Below are 15,887 nucleotides of genomic sequence, written 5' to 3' on the forward strand. Positions count from 1 at the left end.
CACCAATGACGGAGAGTGCAATGCGTAAAGGGAATTCGGGCATGACGATTCTGGCCGCCGCGCTGCTGGCATCGATGGCGGCGCCGGTCGCGGCGCAGAGCGCGCAGGAGATGCGCCAGCAGCAGGCCGCGCAGATCCCGGTCTGCGCCAAGCCCCTGGGGACCATCTCGGTGATCGAGCCGGAAGATGCGGTCAACTGGTGGACCGGGCAGCAGCTGCCGGCGCCGTCGAAGCTGATCAAGGTGTTCGTCAACAAGTCGCGCTGCTTCACCCTGGTCGATCGCGGCGTCGGCATGGCCGCCGCCCAGTACGAGCGCGGGCTGGCCGCCGACGGCGAGCTGCGCGGTGGCTCCAACATCGGCAAGGGCCAGGTCAAGGCGGCCGACTACGTGATGATCCCGGACCTGATCGCGCAGAACAGCAACGCCGGCGGCAACGCGATCAGCGGCCTGGTCGGCGGCCTGCTGGGCGGCAACGCCGGCGCCCTGGTCGGCGGCCTGAACATGAAGAAGAAGACCGCCGACGTGGTCCTGACCGTCACCGACGTGCGTTCGTCCGAGCAGGTGGCGATGGCCGAGGGCAGCGCCAAGAAGACCGACATCGGCTGGGGCTCCAGCGGCGGCCTGTTCACCGGCAGCGGCTTCGGCGCGGCGGGCGTGGGTGGTTACGCCAATACCGAGATCGGGCAGGTCATCACCCTGGCCTACCTGCAGGCCTACACCGACCTGGTCGGCCAGCTCGGCGGCCTGCCGGAAAACGCCTCGGCGGCCAATGTCAGCCAGGCCCTGCGCGTGACCAAGCCGGCGCGACTGCTGGCCAACGCCAAGGGCACCGGCTCGGCGGTGCGCGAGCTCGATCCGGGGATGCTGCTGTACCCCACCGGCGCCAAGGAGGGCCTGATGTGGGAAGTGGACGACGAGCTCGGCAACAAGGGCTGGGTCAACTCCACCATGACCGAGCTGGCGCGGTAAGCGGCCTGCCGCGCGCCGGTACCGACCGGCGCGCGGCCCCCGGAGCCTGCGGGACGGTACCGCCGTCCCGCGGTCCACGCCCGGCATCGCCGGCCGGCGCCGGCGCCGCGACTTGGGTTCACCCCCTGCCGCCCCGATAATGCCGGCATGGAAATCAAATCCGACAATCCCGAACACGGCTTCCAGTTCCCCGGCACCTTCGAGCTCAGCGCGATGGGCACCGCCGACAAGGGCCTGGAGACCGAACTGCCGAAGCTGCTCGTCGAGTACGGCGTGGAGGTCCTGGAAGAGCGCATCCAGTGGAAGCACTCGTCCAACGGCAAGTATGTGTCGGTGCGGATCAGCTTCCGCGCCGACAGCCGCGAGCAGTACGACGCGGCCCACCAGGCGTTGCGCGACCATCCGGAAGTGAAGTGGACGCTGTGAGCGCGCCCGCGGTGGAGGCCGGGCCCGCCTGCGGGGTCGCTTCCCCGGCCCGCGCACCGCTCCCGGCACGGGTGTTCGACCTGGGCCGCCAGCCCTACGAGCCGGTATGGCGGGCGATGCAGCGCTTCACCGACGCGCGTGGCGAGGACACCGTCGACGAGCTGTGGCTGGTCGAGCACGAGCCGGTGTTCACCCTCGGCCAGGCCGGCAAGCCCGAACACGTGCTCGCCCCCGGCGACATCCCGGTGCTGCACGTGGATCGCGGCGGCCAGGTGACCTACCACGGCCCCGGCCAGATCGTGCTGTACCCGTTGCTGGACCTGCGCCGCATCGGCATCGGCGTGCGCGAGTACGTATGCCGGATCGAGCAGGCGATCATCGACACCCTGGACGAATGGAACATCGGCGCCGAGCGCCGCGAGGGCGCGCCGGGCGTCTACGTGGCCGGCGCCAAGGTCGCCGCGCTGGGCATCCGCGTCCGCCGCGGCTGCACCTTCCATGGCCTGGCCTTCAACGTCGGCATGGACCTGGAGCCGTTCCACCGGATCAATCCCTGCGGCTACCAGGGCCTGCAGGTGACCTCGCTGCAGGATTTGGGCGGTCCCTCGGGCATCGATGCGGTCAAGCCGGTGCTGCTCGACCACGTCGCCCGCCAGTTCGGGCTGGCCCTGCAGCCGCAGGCGGGGCTGCCCGGCACCGGCTTCTGAGCCCCGCCGGAGGCCTCGGGCGGCGAATGGGAGTCGTCCTGCCCCTGGAGCGCGGGTGTCGCGCCGGCCTGCGCGACCGCCGCCTCCCCGTCGTTCCGCCCGCCGCGACCACCGTTGCACCGGCGTTGGCCTTTCCGCCGGGCAGCGGGGCAAGCCCCGCTCTACAATAGGCGCCATGACTTCCACCGCCCCCCGCTCGATCCCGCTCCAGGTCCTGTCCGAACCGGCCGCGCCGGTGGCGGCGCCGCGCGATGGCGCGCTCCAGGAGGGCGCCAAGCAGCTGGGTGGCGACAAGATCGGCCGCTCCCCGGTGCAGTTCGCCGACGCGCCGGTGCTGCGGAAGCCGTCCTGGATCCGGGTCCGGATCCCGTCCGGCAACGCCGTGGCCAACCTCAAGGCCAAGCTGCGCGAGAATCGCCTGGTCACCGTGTGCGAGGAAGCCAGCTGCCCGAACATCCACGAGTGCTTCGGCCACGGCACCGCGACCTTCATGATCCTGGGCGAGGTCTGCACGCGGCGCTGCTCGTTCTGCGACGTCGCCCACGGCCGTCCCAAGCCGCCGGACGCCGGCGAGCCGGCGAACCTGGGCAGCACGGTCGCCGACATGGGCCTGAAGTACGTGGTGGTGACCAGCGTCGACCGCGACGACCTGCGCGACGGCGGCGCCCAGCATTTCGTCGACTGCATCGCCGCGATCCGCGAGCGCGCCCCCGGCACCCGGATCGAGATCCTGACCCCCGATTTCCGCGGCAAGGGCCGCATGGACCGGGCCCTGGAGATCCTGGCGCAGAACCCGCCGGACGTGTTCAACCACAACATCGAGACGGTGCCGGAGCTGTACCCGAACGTGCGTCCCGGTGCCGACTACCAGTGGTCGCTGACGCTGCTGCAGAAGTTCAAGGCCCAGCACCCGTCGGTGCCGACCAAGTCCGGGATCATGCTCGGCCTGGGGGAGACGATGGAGCAGGTCCAGGCGACCCTGCGCGACCTGCGGGCACACGACGTGGAAATGGTGACCATCGGCCAGTACCTGCAGCCGACCGCCCACCACCACCCGGTGATGCGTTACTGGACTCCCGAGGAATACAAGGCGCTGGAGGACTACGGCTACGCCCTGGGGTTCAGCCACGTCGCCTCCGGGCCGATGGTCCGCTCGTCCTACCATGCCGACCGCCAGGCGGCCGGCGCCGGGGTCGCGGCCTGACGGTCCGGGCCGTCGCCCGGCACCGGCGCGTCCCGCGCCGGGCGGTCCGGCCGCGGCGGCCGGCGATGGCGATCCGTTCACTTTTTCCTACGCGGCAGCCGCTAGCCTGCGATGAACGGTGCCGGCACGGGCCCGCGCAGGCCGGTGCAACTTCCGGCACTGGCCGCAGTCTCAGCCCTGGCACAGCCTGATCCGACCGGCGCCCGCCGGCCAAGAGCCACTACATGAACCGCAGATTCGCCGTCCCCCTGTCCCTGTTCGCCGCCCTCGTGCTGGCCACGCCGCTCGCCCTGCTGGCGCGCGCCGACGGCGGCAGCCCGCTGGCGATCACGCCCAACGCCGACCAGTCCACCGTCTCGAAGATGGTCTACGGCGCGCTGTCGGACAGCCGCCTGGCCTATCGCCCGCGGCCCGGCGACCAGGCGCTGTCGGAGGACATCTTCCGCCGCTACCTGGAGGCGCTGGACCCCAACCGGCAGTTCTTCACCGCCGCCGACATCGCCCGCTTCGAGCCGTACCGCGACGTGATGGGCGATGCCGTGCGCCAGGGCGATCCCGCCGCCGCCTTCGCCATGTTCGGCGTGTACCGCGAGCGGGTGGACCAGCGCGTGGCGCACGCGCGCAAGCTGCTCAAGCAGGACTTCGATTTCACCGGCGACGAGCGCTGGGAGTACGACCGCGAGAAGGCGCCATGGGCCGCCGACAACGCCGCGCTCGATGCGCTGTGGCGCAAGTCGGTGATGAACGACGTGCTGCGGCTCAGGCTCGCCGGCAAGGAGCCGGCCGAGATCCGCAAGACCCTGGACAAGCGCTACCAGCAGCTCGGCCGCTCGGTGGCCGAGCTCAAGAGCGAGGACGTGTTCTCGCTGTTCCTCAACGCCTATACCGCCTCGGTCGACCCGCACACCGACTACCTCAACCCGCGCAGCGCCGAGAACTTCAACCAGTCCATGTCGCTGTCGCTGGAGGGCATCGGCGCCCAGCTGCAGCGCCAGGACGACGTGGTCGTGATCCGCGAGATCATCCCGGGCGGTCCGGCAGCGATGGACGGCACGCTCAAGGCCGGCGACCGCATCGTCGGCGTCGGCCAGGGCCGCACCGGCGCGATCGAGGACGTGATCGGCTGGCGCATCGACGACGTCGTCGCCAAGATCCGGGGCACCAAGGGCACGCAGGTGAAGCTGGAGTACATCCCGGCCGAGAACGGCATCGACGGCGAACACCGCACCGTGACCCTGACCCGGCAGCGCGTGCAGCTGGCCGAGCAGGCCGCCAAGAGCAAGACCTACACGATCCCGGCGCACGGCGACATGCCCGCGCGGCTGATCGGGGTGATCGAGCTGCCCACCTTCTACCAGGACTTCGAAGGCCGGCGCCGCAACGGCAACGACTACACCTCCGCGACCCGCGACGTGGCCCGCCTGCTGGGCGAGTTCAAGGACAAGGGCGTGGACGGCGTGGTCCTGGACCTGCGCAACAACGGCGGCGGTTCGCTGGACGAGGCGGTGCAGCTCACCGGCCTGTTCATCGACCAGGGGCCGGTGGTGCAGCAGCGCGAATCCGGTGGCCGCGTGCAGGTCTATGCCGACCGCAGCCCGGGCGTGGCCTGGGACGGCCCGCTGGCGGTGGTGGTGAACCGCGCCTCGGCCTCGGCGTCGGAGATCTTCGCCGGCGCCATGCAGGATTACGGCCGCGCGCTGATCATCGGCGAGACCACCTTCGGCAAGGGCACGGTGCAGAACCTGCTCGACCTGGACCGCTGGCCGGCGGCCGGCGAGGGCCCGCGCTATGGCCAGGTCAAGCTGACCATCGCCCAGTTCTTCCGCGCCGACGGCGGCAGCACCCAGAACAAGGGCGTGGTGCCCGACATCGCCTATCCGCTCAGCGTGGATGCCAACGAGTTCGGCGAGAGCACCTACGACAACGCGCTGCCGTGGACCCGCATCGCGGCCGTGCCGCACGCGCGCTACGGCAACTTCGCGCCGCTGCTGCCGCAGCTGCAGAAGATGCACGAGGCCCGGATCGCCGACGACCTGGAGTTCCAGTGGTGGAGCGAGGACGTGGCCCACTACCGTGCCGAGGCGGCCAAGAAGTACCTCTCGCTCAACGAGGCCGAGCGGCGCGCCGAGCGCGAGCGCCAGGAAACGCAGCGCAAGGAACGCCAGGCGATCCGCAAGCAGAAGGGCCTGGCCCTGGATCCGCTGGCCGACGAGACCGACGATGGCCTGACCGCCAACGAACGCGACGTGGTCAAGGACGCCGAGCGCGAGAAGGCCGCCGAGAAGCGCCCGGATCCGCTGCAGCGCGAGGCCGCGGCGATCCTGGCCAATGCGATCGACCTGCTCGAGCAGGACCGCCCGCTGTCGGCGCAGGTATTGCCGGGCACCCAGTCGGCGGTGCGCTGGGCCGACTGAGGCCAGCCACGCACCACCTGCGACGCCAACATCGGCGGCCTCGGCCGCCGATGCTGTTTCCGGCAAGGGATTGCGGCCGTGGCATCCGGCCTGGCTTTCGATGCGCGTCGTAGAGCGGGGCTTGCCCCGCTGCCCCTTTCCCGCTGCGAGAGAGCAGCGGGGCAAGCCCCGCTCTACGGGTGAAGCAGAGCCGCGGGGCCGGGGTCCGAGCGCCGCTCAGTCCGGGATCGCCAGCGCCAGCGTCTCCTTGACCTCTTCCATCACGATGTAGCTCTTGGACTCGCGCACGTGCGGCAGGGTCAGCAGGCTGCTGCCGAGCAGCTTGCGGTAGGAGGCCATCTCCGAGATGCGGGCCTTGATCAGGTAATCGAAGTCGCCGGACATCAGGTGGCACTCCAGCACGTTGGGCAGCTTCAGCGCGGCGCGGCGGAACTCCTCGAAGATGTCGCCGGACTTGTAGGCCAGGCTGATCTCGACGAATACCAGCAGGCCGGCCTTGAGCGCCTGCGGGTTGAGCCTGGCGTAGTAGCCCTCGATCACGCCGTCGCGTTCAAGCCGCCGCACGCGCTCGGTGCACGGGGTGGTCGACAGGCCCACGCGCTCGCCCAGTTCGGTGAAGGAGATGCGGCCCTCCTGCTGGAGGATCCGCAGGATGTGCCGGTCGATCCGGTCCAGGTCGCGGGCAGCGCGTTCGGGGCGGGCCGGCTGGGCGCGTGGACGGGTGGGGCGGTCGGCGGCCAAGGAAACCTCCACGGGTGGCCCGGTTGTTAAGGCGAATCCACCTTAACACGGCAAAAAAACGGAAAAAACAACCAGTTGTTCGTCCATATACTGCGCGCCTTGCCGGCAGCTTCCCCATTCATCCAGTGGAAGTGCCTGAATCGAGGGTCGAGCGATGCAGCGGGTTCTGGTACTGGGCAGTGGCGTGATCGGCGTGACCAGCGCGTGGTACCTGGCGCAGGCCGGGTTCGAGGTGACCGTGGTGGACCGAGAGCCGGGTCCGGCGCGTTCGACCAGCTACGCCAACGCCGGGCAGATCTCGCCGGGTTACGCCTCGCCCTGGGCCGCCCCGGGCGTGCCGCTGAAGGCGATCAAGTGGCTGTTCCAGAAGCATGCGCCGCTGGCGATCAAGCCCACGCTCGATCCGGACCAGTACCTGTGGCTGGCGCAGATGCTGCGCAACTGCACGGCCGGGCGCTACGCGGTGAACAAGGAGCGCATGGTCCGGCTGGCCGAATACAGCCGTGATTGCCTGGACGAGCTGCGCGCCGACACCGGCCTGACCTACGAGGGCCGCCGCCTCGGCACCACCCAGCTGTTCCGCACCCAGGCCCAGCTCGACGCGGCCGCGCGCGACATCGCCGTGCTGCAGGAGGCCGGGGTGCCCTACGAAGTGCTCGACCGCGCCGGCGTGGCGCGGGTCGAACCGGCGCTGGCCGCCACCGCCGACCGGCTGGTCGGCGGCCTGCGCCTGCCCGGCGACCAGACCGGCGACTGCCAGCTGTTCTGCGAGCGCCTGGCCGCGCTGGCGAAGATGCGCGGCGTGGAATTCCGCTACGGCGCGAACATCGAGGCGATCGAAGCCGACGGCGACCGGGTCACCGGCGTGCGCATCGACGGCCGGCTGGAAACCGCCGACCGCTACGTGCTGGCGCTGGGGAGCTGGTCGCCGCAGCTGCTCAAGCCGCTCGGCATCCGCCTGCCGGTGTATCCGCTCAAGGGCTACTCGCTGACCATCCCGATCACCGATGCGGCGATGGCGCCGGCCTCGACCGTGCTCGACGAGACCTACAAGATCGCGATCACCCGCTTCGACCGCCGCATCCGCGTCGGCGGCATGGCCGAGGTGTCCGGCTACGACCTGTCGCTGGACCCGCGCCGGCGCGCGACCCTGGAGAAGGTGGTCGGCGACCTGTACCCGAAGGGCGGCGACCTGGCCCGCGCCGAGTTCTGGACCGGCCTGCGCCCGGCCACGCCCGACGGCACCCCGGTGGTCGGCGCCACCGGCCTGCGCAACCTGTTCCTCAACACCGGCCACGGCACCCTGGGCTGGACCATGGCCTGCGGCTCGGGCCGCTACCTGGCCGACGTCATCGCCCACCGCCCGACCCGGATCCGCAGCGAAGGCCTGGACATCTCCCGCTACGGCCGCGGCAGCGCCACGCCGGAGCTCGATGGCGAGGCGATTCCGGCGACAATCGGCGGGTGATCGTCCGCGCGATGGAAGCCGGGATGCGATGAGCCCCGGGCCACCGTCGATGGACTGGCGCCCGCGATCCCGCGGCGGGCGACCTCGATCCGCCGCGCCCGTTTTCCCTTACCCCGGCAGCCGATACCGATGCGTCCCGCCCGTGCCCTGATCGACCTGGAAGCGCTGCGCCACAACTACCGGCTGGCTCGCAGGCTTTGCGGCGGGGATGGCGGTGGCGCGCGCGCGCTGGCGGTGGTCAAGGCCGATGCCTACGGCCACGGCGCCGTGCGTTGTGCGCTGGCGCTGCAGGACGAGGCCGACGGCTTCGCGGTGGCCTGCATCGAGGAGGCGCTCGCCTTGCGCGAGGCCGGCATCCGCGCGCCGATCCTGCTGCTGGAAGGCTTCTTCGACGCCGCCGAACTGCCGCTCATCCTGCAACACGACCTGTGGACCGTGGTCCACGCGGGCTGGCAGGTCGAGGCACTGGAGCGCACGCCGCTGCCGAAGCCGTTGCACGTCTGGCTGAAGCTGGACTCGGGCATGCACCGCGTCGGCCTGGATGCAGCGGACTACCGCGACGCCTGGCAGCGGCTGCGCGCGTTGCCGCATGTCGGTGGCCTCGTGAAGATGAGCCACTTCGCCCGCGCCGACGAAACCGGGTGCGCGCGCACCGACGAGCAGCTGGCGACTTTCGCCGCCGCCACGGCCGGCCTCGCGGGCGACACCAGCCTGTGCAATTCGCCGGCCCTGCTCGGCTGGCCGCAGGCGCGTGCCGACTGGGCGCGCCCGGGGCTGATGCTGTACGGCGTGTCGCCGTTCGCGCAGCCCACCGACAAATCCGCGCAACTTCGTCCGGTGATGACGCTGGAATCGAAGATCATCGCAGTGCGCGAGCTGCCGGCCGGCGAACCGGTCGGCTACGGCGCGCGCTTCGTCACCGACGCGCCGACCCGGATAGGCGTGGTCGCCATCGGCTACGCCGACGGCTACCCGCAGTTCGCGGTCAACGGCACGCCGGTGGCGATCGACGGGAAGCCCGGTCGCCTGGTCGGTCGCGTGTCGATGGACATGCTCACCGTCGACCTCACCGACCACCCGCAGGCCGGTATCGGCAGCGGCGTGGAACTGTGGGGCAAGCAGGTGCCGGCCGCGGAGGTCGTCGCCCACAGCCAGACCAGCGCCTACCGCCTGCTGTGCGCGGTCAAGCGCGTGCCGCTGCAGTACGCGGGCTGAGGTTCCCTCAGTCCGCGGGTCGGGCGACCCGCACCATCCGCTCCATCAGGTGGTCGAGGGTGGCCGCCAGGTCGCCGTCGCAGCGGCCCATGTGCACCGGCGAAGTCTGGATGATCGCGCTGCGCCGCGCGGTGAGCCAGTGGAAGCGCGCGCGCGGCGGCAGCAGGCCGATCGGCGCGGCCGCCTCGCCGCCGCGGCAGATCGCCGGGATCGCGGCGAGGTGGCGGCCCACCAGCGCCAGGTCGATCGCCGGGTCCAGCGCCCGCAGGCGCACGGGGTCCACTTCGATGCGCGCCTCGAGGAAGCGTGCGCGCTCGCAGGAAAGGATCACGCCGACATTGACGAATTCCTCGCGCTCCACCCGTGGTACCACGCGGATGACGGCGTAGTCGTAGGTTTCATGCACGTGCACGGATCGCCTCCTGCACGAAGCCTTCGCGCGCGGCCAGCCGCTGGCACAGGTAGGCGACATAGGCGGCGCGCTGCGTGGCCGGATCGGCGAACGCATCCGGTCCCTGCAACCACTCGTCGGGCACCTGGCCGACGATGTCGGCGACGACCGCCTCGGGCAGGCGCGAAGCCATGTCCGGGTCCACGTCGGCGATGCGGTCCGCCCAGCGCAGCAGCACGTGGTCGCGCACCAGCGCGAACGGCTTGCCCGCCTGCTTGGTGTCGCCGTCCCAGCCATGGTGGAAGTACAGCGACGCGCCGTGGTCGATCAGGTACAGCCGGCCGTGCCAGACCAGCATGTTGGGATTGCGCGCGGTACGGTCGACATTGCTGGTGAACGCGTCGAACCAGACGATGCGCGAGGCCAGCTCCGGGTCGGGCTGCTCGGCGACCGGGTCGAAGTTCATCGCCCCGGGCAGGTAGTCCATGCCCAGGTTGAGCCCGGCGCTGGCCTTGATCAGGTCCTGGATCTCGGGGTCGCCCTCGGTGCGCGCCAGCTCGGCGTCGAGGTCCATCAGGACGATTTCGGGCATCGGCAGCTCGAGCGCACGGGCCAGGCCGCCGCTGATCGCCTCGGCGACCAGCGCCTTGGGCCCCTGGCCGGCGCCGCGGAACTTGAGCACGTACAGGCCCTGGTCGTCACCCTCGACCACGGCGGGCATGGAGCCGCCTTCGCGCAGCGGGGTGACGTAACGGGTGGCGCAAAGTCGACGGAGGGACATGCGCGAAGGATACCGCCCGGCGTGCCACGCCAAGCGGTGTCCTCCGGGTGTGCGCCCTCAGTGCGGGGTATTGCGGCCGTCGCGCCTGGCCTGGGTCCGCTTGCCACGTGTGCTGATGCTGCCCTGGATCGGCTTCATGCGGCTCTGCCCGGCATGCAGCCGCTTGGCCTTGCTGGCCGCGCTGGACGACTGGAAGCCGGGATCCGGCACCGACGGCGCGTCGACGCCGTCCATGGCCTGCCACGACCGGGGCGCGCGGTCCCGCTCGGTCTTCCTCTGCAGCAGCTTCTTCTTGGCCTTGACCGCCTGGATCCGCTTCTTCGCCGCCACGTCCCGCGCGCTGGCCTTGCGCACTGGCGCCTTCCTGGCCTCCGCCGCGCCGGTGTCGCCGGCGGCCTGGCGCAACGCGGCGCGCGATGCGACGCGGGGGGATGCCTGCTTCGGCTGGGCGGCGGTACGCCTGGCGGCGCTGGTCTTCCCGGCCGCTTTCGCGGTGGCTGGTTTCGCCGCGGCCTTCTTCACGGCGGGGTTCAGCGCACCCTCGAAGCGCTTGAGGATGTCGTCGAGCAGGGCGGCCTTGTCCTTGCTGCGCTGGTTGGCCTGGCCGCTGGTGCCGCGCTTGCTGCCGGTGGCGGCGCGCGAGGCCAGCTTCTGCCGCTGGGTCAGGTCGCGCGCCCGGTCGCGCGCGCGGCGCGCACGCGCGATCCGTTTTTCCAGGGCGGCGGCATCGAGCTTGCGCAGCGGGTTGCTGCGGCTCTCGTCGTACAGCTCCATCTCGCCGGCGTTGAGCAGGGCCTGGGCCTGGTGGCGGGTGATCGGCACGGCGGACTCCACGCATGGTATGGGCACGCCGAGCATACGCCGGTGGCGGTCCGGATTCCGTCATTTCGATGGAGGTGCCACGTCGCGCCATGTCGCGGCGCGGCGGAACCCAGCATTCCGCCAAGGTGGTTGAGCGGGCCACCGCCGGGGAGTGAAATGGCGATCCCGCTTCCCCCTCCGGAATCCCCCATGGAATACCGCTACCTCGGCCGCTCCGGCTTCCGCGTCCCCGTCCTCAGCTTCGGCACCGGCACCTTCGGCGGCAGCGGCGCGCTGTTCAGCGCCTGGGGCAGCACCGACGTGGCGCAGGCGCGGCGGCTGGTGGACATCTGCCTGGACGCCGGCCTGAACATGTTCGACAGCGCCGACGTGTACTCGAAGGGCGCGGCCGAGGAGATCCTCGGCGAGGCGATCAAGGGCCGGCCGCGCGATTCGTTGATCATCTCGACCAAGGCCACGTTCCGCTTCGGCGAGGGCGAGAACCAGGTCGGCTCCTCGCGCTACCACCTGGTCAATGCCGTCGACGCCGCGCTCAGGCGCCTGGGCACCGACTACATCGACCTGTTCCAGCTGCACGGCTTCGACGCGCGGCCGCCGGTGGAGGAAGTGCTGTCCACGCTCGACAACCTGGTGCGGGCCGGCAAGATCCGCTACCTGGGCGTGTCCAATTTCTCAGGCTGGCACCTGATGAAGTCGCTGGCCACCGCCGACCGCTACGGCTGGAGCCGCTATGTCGCCCACCAGGCCTACTACTCGCTGCTGGGCCGCGACTACGAATGGGAGCTGATGCCGCTGGCCGAGGACCAGGGCGTGGGCGCGGTGGTGTGGAGCCCGCTGGGCTGGGGTCGGCTCACCGGCAAGATCCGGCGCGGCCAGCCGCTGCCCGAATCCAGCCGCCTGCAGTCGCAGACCGCGGTCGATTCCGGGCCGCCGGTGGACTTCGAACACGTGTACAAGGTGGTCGATGCGCTGGATGAAATCGCCGCGCAGACCGGCAAGTCGGTGCCGCAGGTGGCGTTGAACTGGCTGCTGCAGCGCCCGACCGTGTCCACCGTGGTGATCGGCGCGCGCAACGAGGAACAGCTGCGGCAGAACCTCGGCGCAGTCGGCTGGAACCTCAGCGCCGAACAGGTGGCGAAGCTGGACGCCGCCAGCGCGGTGACCAAGCCGTATCCGTATTGGCACCAGGCCGGTTTCAAGTACCGAAACCCCACTCCGGTGTGAGCCAACCGCTCCTCGCCGCAACGGGAAGCGGGCATCCTCCCGGCAAGTGATTCGACAGGACGCGATGGACACCGGGCATCTCAAGGAGTTCTGTGCCGCATTGGCCGGCGCCGAAGTGCGCCTGCACGGCGCGCCGGCGAACATCCTGGTCTACTCGATCGGCGGGAAGTCGTTCGCCTATTTCAAGACCAGCGAACCGGAGCGCTGGCGTTTCAGTTTCAAGGCCACGCCCGAGCGGTTCCTCGAGCTGACCGACATCCCCGGCATCAAGCCCGCGCGCTGGCGCGGTCGCCACCAGTGGGTGACCGTGGTCGACGTGCGCAGCTTGCCCGATGCCTACCTGCGCGAGCTGGTCGAATGGTCGTACAACCATGCGCTGGGCAAGCTGAGCCGGGCCCGGCAGGTGGAGCTGACCGGCGCTTCGTTGCCGCCCAGGGCGCGTGCGCGGCGCGGCGACCCATAGCCGGTGCGGGCAGGCAGTGGCGGGCTGCGTGGACGGCTCAACCGGCCAACGGATTGCCTTGCGCATCGACGACGAAGCGTGCCCGCCTTCCTCCGTAGTAGAAGGATGCGCGCCACGTGCCGGCATCCTCGCCGGTGCCGCGTTCGCACAACACGGTGATCTTGCCGTCGTCCATCAACTGCCGGAACGCGGCCACGTCCAGGCCCATTGCACGGGCGACCAGGGCGCCGTCGATTTCCAGTTCCGGTCGGATCGTGTCCATGAGGGCGGTCAATGGGGGCGGATGCAGGGTCGCGCAAGGCGCGCGCCATCGCCTTGACCTGGATCAGGGGCCGGCAAGGCGCGCACACGGCGCACGTGGTCCGCGGGTGAATGCCGTGCCACCCGCCGCTGGGGTGGCGCGCCAGGCGGGGCCACGGTCCGCCAGCGATGGCGGATAATGGCCTGCCCGACGCCGTGCCCGCGCGCTTGAACCTCCACGACGATCCCCTGAAGGCCTTGCTGCTGCCGTTCGACGGTGGCCCGCTGGCATGGCCGGCGCAGGGCGATATCGCCTTCCTGCGCGCGCGCGACGGCTGGCCGTTGCGGCAGCATCCGCTGGATCGACTGCGCTGCGAGCAGGGTTTCAAGCCGCTGGCCGATGGCCTGGGCCAGGCCGGGCTCGATGTCCGTCCCGAGCTCGACTGCGCCGCCGAGGCTTCACTGGTGCTGGTGCTGCCGCCGCGACAGCGCGACGAAGCGCAAGCGCTGCTCGCCCGCGCCGTGGCCATGGCCGCCCCCGGCGCGCGCGTGGTCGCTGCGGTGGCCAATGACGAAGGCGCACGCTCCCGCGAGAAGGACCTGCAGCAGCTGGCCGGGCTCGACGGCACGCTCACCAAGTTCCATTGCCGGGTGTTCTGGACACCGCCGCTGTCGGGCGCGCGCGACCCCGCGCTCGCCGCGCGCTGGCGCCAGGCCGACGCGCCGCGGCCGATCCTGGGCGGACGCTTCCAGAGCCGCCCGGGCGTCTTCGCCTGGGATCGCATCGATCCGGCGTCAGCCCTGCTGGCCGCGCACCTGCCGACCGACCTGTCCGGTCGCGGTGCGGACCTGGGTGCCGGCTGGGGCTACCTGGCCGCCGAAGTGCTGGACCGTTGTGCCGGCGTGAGCGCATTGGACCTGTACGAAGCGGAGGCGCGCGCGCTCGAACTGGCACGCGCCAACCTGGCTGCCCGGGCCGGTCGCGCCGCGCTCGCGTTCCACTGGCACGACGTCACCACCGGGTTGCCGCAGGACGGTTACGACTTCATCGTCAGCAACCCGCCGTTCCACGCGCACGACCGTGGCGACCGGCCCGAGCTGGGCCAGCGCTTCATCGAGGTCGCCGCGCAGTCCCTGCGTCCCGGTGGCCGCCTGCTGCTGGTCGCCAACCGGCACCTGCCGTACGAGGCGACGGTGGCCGGCGCGTTCGCCAGCCGGCGCGTGCTGGCCGAAGGCGGCGGCTTCAAGGTGATCGAGGCGGTGAAGGCCCAGGCCACCCAGGCTCATGCGGCCACCGGCCAGGCGAGGAGCGGCCAGGCGATGAAGGAGAGGCGTCGATGAGCAAGTCGATGAAACTGGTCAAGCACTTGGCCAACCTGGGGTACGGCAGCCGCAAGGAAGTGGCGTGGATGTTCCGCGAAGGCCGGGTCACCGACGCCGCCGGCGAGGTGCTGTACGCCGACGATCCGCTCGACCACGGCAACGTGCGCGTGGATGGGGAGCCGCTGGATCCGCCGCAGGGCCTGGTGCTGATGCTGCACAAGCCGGCCGGCTACACGTGCTCGACCAAGGACAAGGGTCGCATCGTCTACGACCTGCTGCCCGAACGCTTCCGCCTGCGCGATCCGGTGCTGTCGACGGTCGGCCGGCTGGACCGCGAGACCACCGGCCTGCTGCTGATGACCGACGACGGCGGACTCCTGCACCGGATCGTCTCGCCGAAATCGAAGCTGGCCAAGATCTACGAGGCCACGCTGGCGCAGGACCTGCGCGGCGACGAGGCGGCGCTGTTCGCCAGCGGCACGCTGGTGCTCGAATCGGAGACCACGCCGCTGCTGCCGGCCCGGCTCGACGTGCTCGGGCCGCGCCGTGCGCGCCTGACCCTGCACGAAGGCCGCTACCACCAGGTACGACGCATGTTCGCCGCCACCGGCAACCATGTCGAAGCGCTGCACCGGCCGCAGGTCGGCGGGCTGGCGCTCGACGGCCTGCCCGAAGGCCAGTGGCGCGCGCTGGATGCCGCCGCCCTCGACCGCCTGTTCAACCCGGAGACCCCGTGAACCTGCCCGCCCCCGTCGCCCCGCTCCCGTTCGCGCCCGATGCCGTGATCTTCGACATGGACGGACTGATGCTCGACAGCGAGCGCGCGATCAACGCCTGCATGGCGCAAGCGGCGCGCGAACTGGGCCACGACATTCCCGACGCGCTGTGGTTGCGGATGATCGGTGGCGGCGATGGCCTGTGCCGGCGGCTGGTGGCCGAGCGCATCGGCGAGGCCGCGGCCGACGCGCTGCTGGAGCGCTCCGAAGTCCTGTACGACGCGGTCGCCAACGCCGGCATCGACCATCGCCCCGGCATCGTCGACCTGCTGGAGTGGCTGGTGGCGCGCGGCCTCCCGCGCGCGGTCGCCACCTCGACCCGGCGTCCGCTGGCCATGCGCAAGCTCCAGGCCGCCGGGCTGCTGCCGTACTTCGACGCGGTGTGCACCAGCAGCGACGTGGCCCGGCCCAAGCCGGCGCCGGACGTCTACCTGCTCGCCGCACGCACGCTGGACGTCGCGCCCTCGCGCTGCCTGGTGCTGGAGGATTCCCCGACCGGCGTGCGCGCCGCACTCGCCGCGGGCATGACGCCGATCCAGGTCCCGGATCTGTTGAGCCCGGATGCGGCGACCCTCGCCCTCGGCCACCGCATCGCGCCCTCGCTGGAAGTGGTCGTGCCGATGCTGCAGGCGGCGCTCGTCGCGGTCGAGGACGGACGCCCGGATTGAAGCGGCGCGGCTCCGGCCCGGGGACGGGATTCGCTTCGAGGCGAGCGCGAGCG

At 71.1% G+C, this 15,887-nt stretch carries 17 protein-coding genes; 12 read left to right on the forward strand and 5 right to left on the reverse strand.

The window, feature by feature from the left end:
• The first annotated feature begins 20 nt into the window (after positions 1-20).
• From CSC66_RS08345 to CSC66_RS08365, 5 genes are all read left to right on the forward strand, one after another.
• Positions 21-971: a CsgG/HfaB family protein gene (locus tag CSC66_RS08345; protein WP_162376937.1), complete on the forward strand. Its 951-nt coding sequence runs from the start codon at positions 21-23 to the stop codon at positions 969-971.
• A gap of 147 nt (positions 972-1,118) precedes the next feature.
• Positions 1,119-1,397 carry a DUF493 family protein gene (locus CSC66_RS08350; protein WP_162376938.1) on the forward strand — a complete coding sequence of 93 codons (279 nt, stop codon included), beginning with the start codon at positions 1,119-1,121 and terminating at the stop codon, positions 1,395-1,397.
• Entirely contained in the window at positions 1,385-2,104 is a 720-nt protein-coding gene (lipB, locus tag CSC66_RS08355; RefSeq protein WP_379655893.1) for a lipoyl(octanoyl) transferase LipB, read from the forward strand. The genes CSC66_RS08350 and lipB overlap by 13 nt, the downstream gene beginning before the upstream one ends.
• Before the next feature lie 175 nt (positions 2,105-2,279).
• Positions 2,280-3,308, forward strand: coding sequence for a lipoyl synthase (lipA, locus tag CSC66_RS08360; protein WP_162376939.1), 1,029 nt, complete (start codon positions 2,280-2,282; stop codon positions 3,306-3,308).
• 224 nt (positions 3,309-3,532) lie between these two features.
• Positions 3,533-5,722 carry a carboxy terminal-processing peptidase gene (locus tag CSC66_RS08365; RefSeq protein ID WP_162376940.1) on the forward strand — a complete coding sequence of 730 codons (2,190 nt, stop codon included), beginning with the start codon at positions 3,533-3,535 and terminating at the stop codon, positions 5,720-5,722.
• Between the two features lie 216 nt (positions 5,723-5,938).
• Here CSC66_RS08365 and CSC66_RS08370 read toward each other — a convergent pair whose 3' ends face one another.
• Complete coding sequence (locus CSC66_RS08370) at positions 5,939-6,463, reverse strand: winged helix-turn-helix transcriptional regulator (RefSeq protein ID WP_162376941.1); 525 nt, start codon at positions 6,461-6,463, stop codon at positions 5,939-5,941.
• A 154-nt stretch (positions 6,464-6,617) separates the two neighbouring features.
• On the opposite strand from CSC66_RS08370, the gene CSC66_RS08375 reads away from it, so the two are divergent.
• The gene (locus tag CSC66_RS08375) at positions 6,618-7,931 is read left to right on the forward strand and encodes a D-amino acid dehydrogenase (RefSeq protein WP_162376942.1); all 1,314 of its coding nucleotides are present in this window, start codon (positions 6,618-6,620) and stop codon (positions 7,929-7,931) included.
• Between the two features lie 129 nt (positions 7,932-8,060).
• The gene (alr, locus tag CSC66_RS08380; RefSeq protein ID WP_162376943.1) at positions 8,061-9,146 is read left to right on the forward strand and encodes an alanine racemase; all 1,086 of its coding nucleotides are present in this window, start codon (positions 8,061-8,063) and stop codon (positions 9,144-9,146) included.
• 7 nt (positions 9,147-9,153) lie between these two features.
• On the opposite strand, the gene CSC66_RS08385 is transcribed toward alr, so the two are convergent.
• Genes CSC66_RS08385 through CSC66_RS08395 form a run of 3 tightly spaced genes read right to left on the reverse strand, consistent with a single transcriptional unit; the run spans position 9,154 to position 11,140 of the window.
• Positions 9,154-9,558, reverse strand: coding sequence for a DUF3037 domain-containing protein (locus CSC66_RS08385; protein WP_162376944.1), 405 nt, complete (start codon positions 9,556-9,558; stop codon positions 9,154-9,156).
• Positions 9,545-10,318 carry a HipA family kinase gene (locus tag CSC66_RS08390; RefSeq protein ID WP_162376945.1) on the reverse strand — a complete coding sequence of 258 codons (774 nt, stop codon included), beginning with the start codon at positions 10,316-10,318 and terminating at the stop codon, positions 9,545-9,547. The genes CSC66_RS08385 and CSC66_RS08390 overlap by 14 nt, the downstream gene beginning before the upstream one ends.
• A gap of 57 nt (positions 10,319-10,375) precedes the next feature.
• Positions 10,376-11,140, reverse strand: a complete 765-nt coding sequence (locus CSC66_RS08395) for a hypothetical protein (protein ID WP_162376946.1) — start codon at positions 11,138-11,140, stop codon at positions 10,376-10,378.
• A 189-nt stretch (positions 11,141-11,329) separates the two neighbouring features.
• Between CSC66_RS08395 and CSC66_RS08400 the strand changes: the two genes are divergently transcribed.
• Positions 11,330-12,364 carry an aldo/keto reductase gene (locus CSC66_RS08400; RefSeq protein ID WP_162376947.1) on the forward strand — a complete coding sequence of 345 codons (1,035 nt, stop codon included), beginning with the start codon at positions 11,330-11,332 and terminating at the stop codon, positions 12,362-12,364.
• Between the two features lie 64 nt (positions 12,365-12,428).
• A complete protein-coding gene (locus tag CSC66_RS08405; RefSeq protein WP_162376948.1) occupies positions 12,429-12,827 on the forward strand; it encodes an MmcQ/YjbR family DNA-binding protein in 399 nt (132 codons plus the stop codon).
• Positions 12,828-12,864: 37 nt separating this feature from the next.
• On the opposite strand, the gene CSC66_RS08410 is transcribed toward CSC66_RS08405, so the two are convergent.
• Positions 12,865-13,089, reverse strand: a complete 225-nt coding sequence (locus CSC66_RS08410; protein WP_162376949.1) for a DUF6522 family protein — start codon at positions 13,087-13,089, stop codon at positions 12,865-12,867.
• A gap of 167 nt (positions 13,090-13,256) precedes the next feature.
• Here CSC66_RS08410 and CSC66_RS08415 point away from each other — a divergent pair, with 167 nt between their 5' ends.
• The 3 genes from CSC66_RS08415 to CSC66_RS08425 are packed head-to-tail and all read left to right on the forward strand — an operon-like array spanning position 13,257 to position 15,834.
• Positions 13,257-14,408 carry a class I SAM-dependent methyltransferase gene (locus CSC66_RS08415; RefSeq protein ID WP_162376950.1) on the forward strand — a complete coding sequence of 384 codons (1,152 nt, stop codon included), beginning with the start codon at positions 13,257-13,259 and terminating at the stop codon, positions 14,406-14,408.
• 8 nt (positions 14,409-14,416) lie between these two features.
• On the forward strand, positions 14,417-15,127 hold the full coding sequence (locus CSC66_RS08420; RefSeq protein ID WP_162377018.1) for a pseudouridine synthase: 711 nt from the start codon (positions 14,417-14,419) through the stop codon (positions 15,125-15,127).
• Positions 15,124-15,834, forward strand: coding sequence for an HAD family hydrolase (locus CSC66_RS08425; protein ID WP_162376951.1), 711 nt, complete (start codon positions 15,124-15,126; stop codon positions 15,832-15,834). Before CSC66_RS08420 ends, CSC66_RS08425 begins: the two co-directional genes overlap by 4 nt.
• Positions 15,835-15,887 lie beyond the last annotated feature (53 nt).

The organism is Pseudoxanthomonas kaohsiungensis (assembly GCF_010211765.1).
Lineage (GTDB): Bacteria > Pseudomonadota > Gammaproteobacteria > Xanthomonadales > Xanthomonadaceae > Pseudoxanthomonas > Pseudoxanthomonas kaohsiungensis.

Excerpts from the sequence above, each read along its gene's own strand:
- CSC66_RS08345 (WP_162376937.1), top strand. The coding sequence starts at position 21 with ATGCGTAAAGGGAATTCGGGCATGACGATTCTGGCCGCCGCGCTGCTG.
- CSC66_RS08350 (WP_162376938.1), top strand. The coding sequence starts at position 1,119 with ATGGAAATCAAATCCGACAATCCCGAACACGGCTTCCAGTTCCCCGGC.
- lipA (WP_162376939.1), top strand. The coding sequence starts at position 2,280 with ATGACTTCCACCGCCCCCCGCTCGATCCCGCTCCAGGTCCTGTCCGAA.
- CSC66_RS08365 (WP_162376940.1), top strand. The coding sequence starts at position 3,533 with ATGAACCGCAGATTCGCCGTCCCCCTGTCCCTGTTCGCCGCCCTCGTG.
- CSC66_RS08375 (WP_162376942.1), top strand. The coding sequence starts at position 6,618 with ATGCAGCGGGTTCTGGTACTGGGCAGTGGCGTGATCGGCGTGACCAGC.
- alr (WP_162376943.1), top strand. The coding sequence starts at position 8,061 with ATGCGTCCCGCCCGTGCCCTGATCGACCTGGAAGCGCTGCGCCACAAC.
- CSC66_RS08390 (WP_162376945.1), bottom strand. The coding sequence starts at position 10,318 with ATGTCCCTCCGTCGACTTTGCGCCACCCGTTACGTCACCCCGCTGCGC.
- CSC66_RS08400 (WP_162376947.1), top strand. The coding sequence starts at position 11,330 with ATGGAATACCGCTACCTCGGCCGCTCCGGCTTCCGCGTCCCCGTCCTC.
- CSC66_RS08405 (WP_162376948.1), top strand. The coding sequence starts at position 12,429 with ATGGACACCGGGCATCTCAAGGAGTTCTGTGCCGCATTGGCCGGCGCC.
- CSC66_RS08410 (WP_162376949.1), bottom strand. The coding sequence starts at position 13,089 with ATGGACACGATCCGACCGGAACTGGAAATCGACGGCGCCCTGGTCGCC.
- CSC66_RS08415 (WP_162376950.1), top strand. The coding sequence starts at position 13,257 with ATGGCGGATAATGGCCTGCCCGACGCCGTGCCCGCGCGCTTGAACCTC.
- CSC66_RS08420 (WP_162377018.1), top strand. The coding sequence starts at position 14,417 with ATGAAACTGGTCAAGCACTTGGCCAACCTGGGGTACGGCAGCCGCAAG.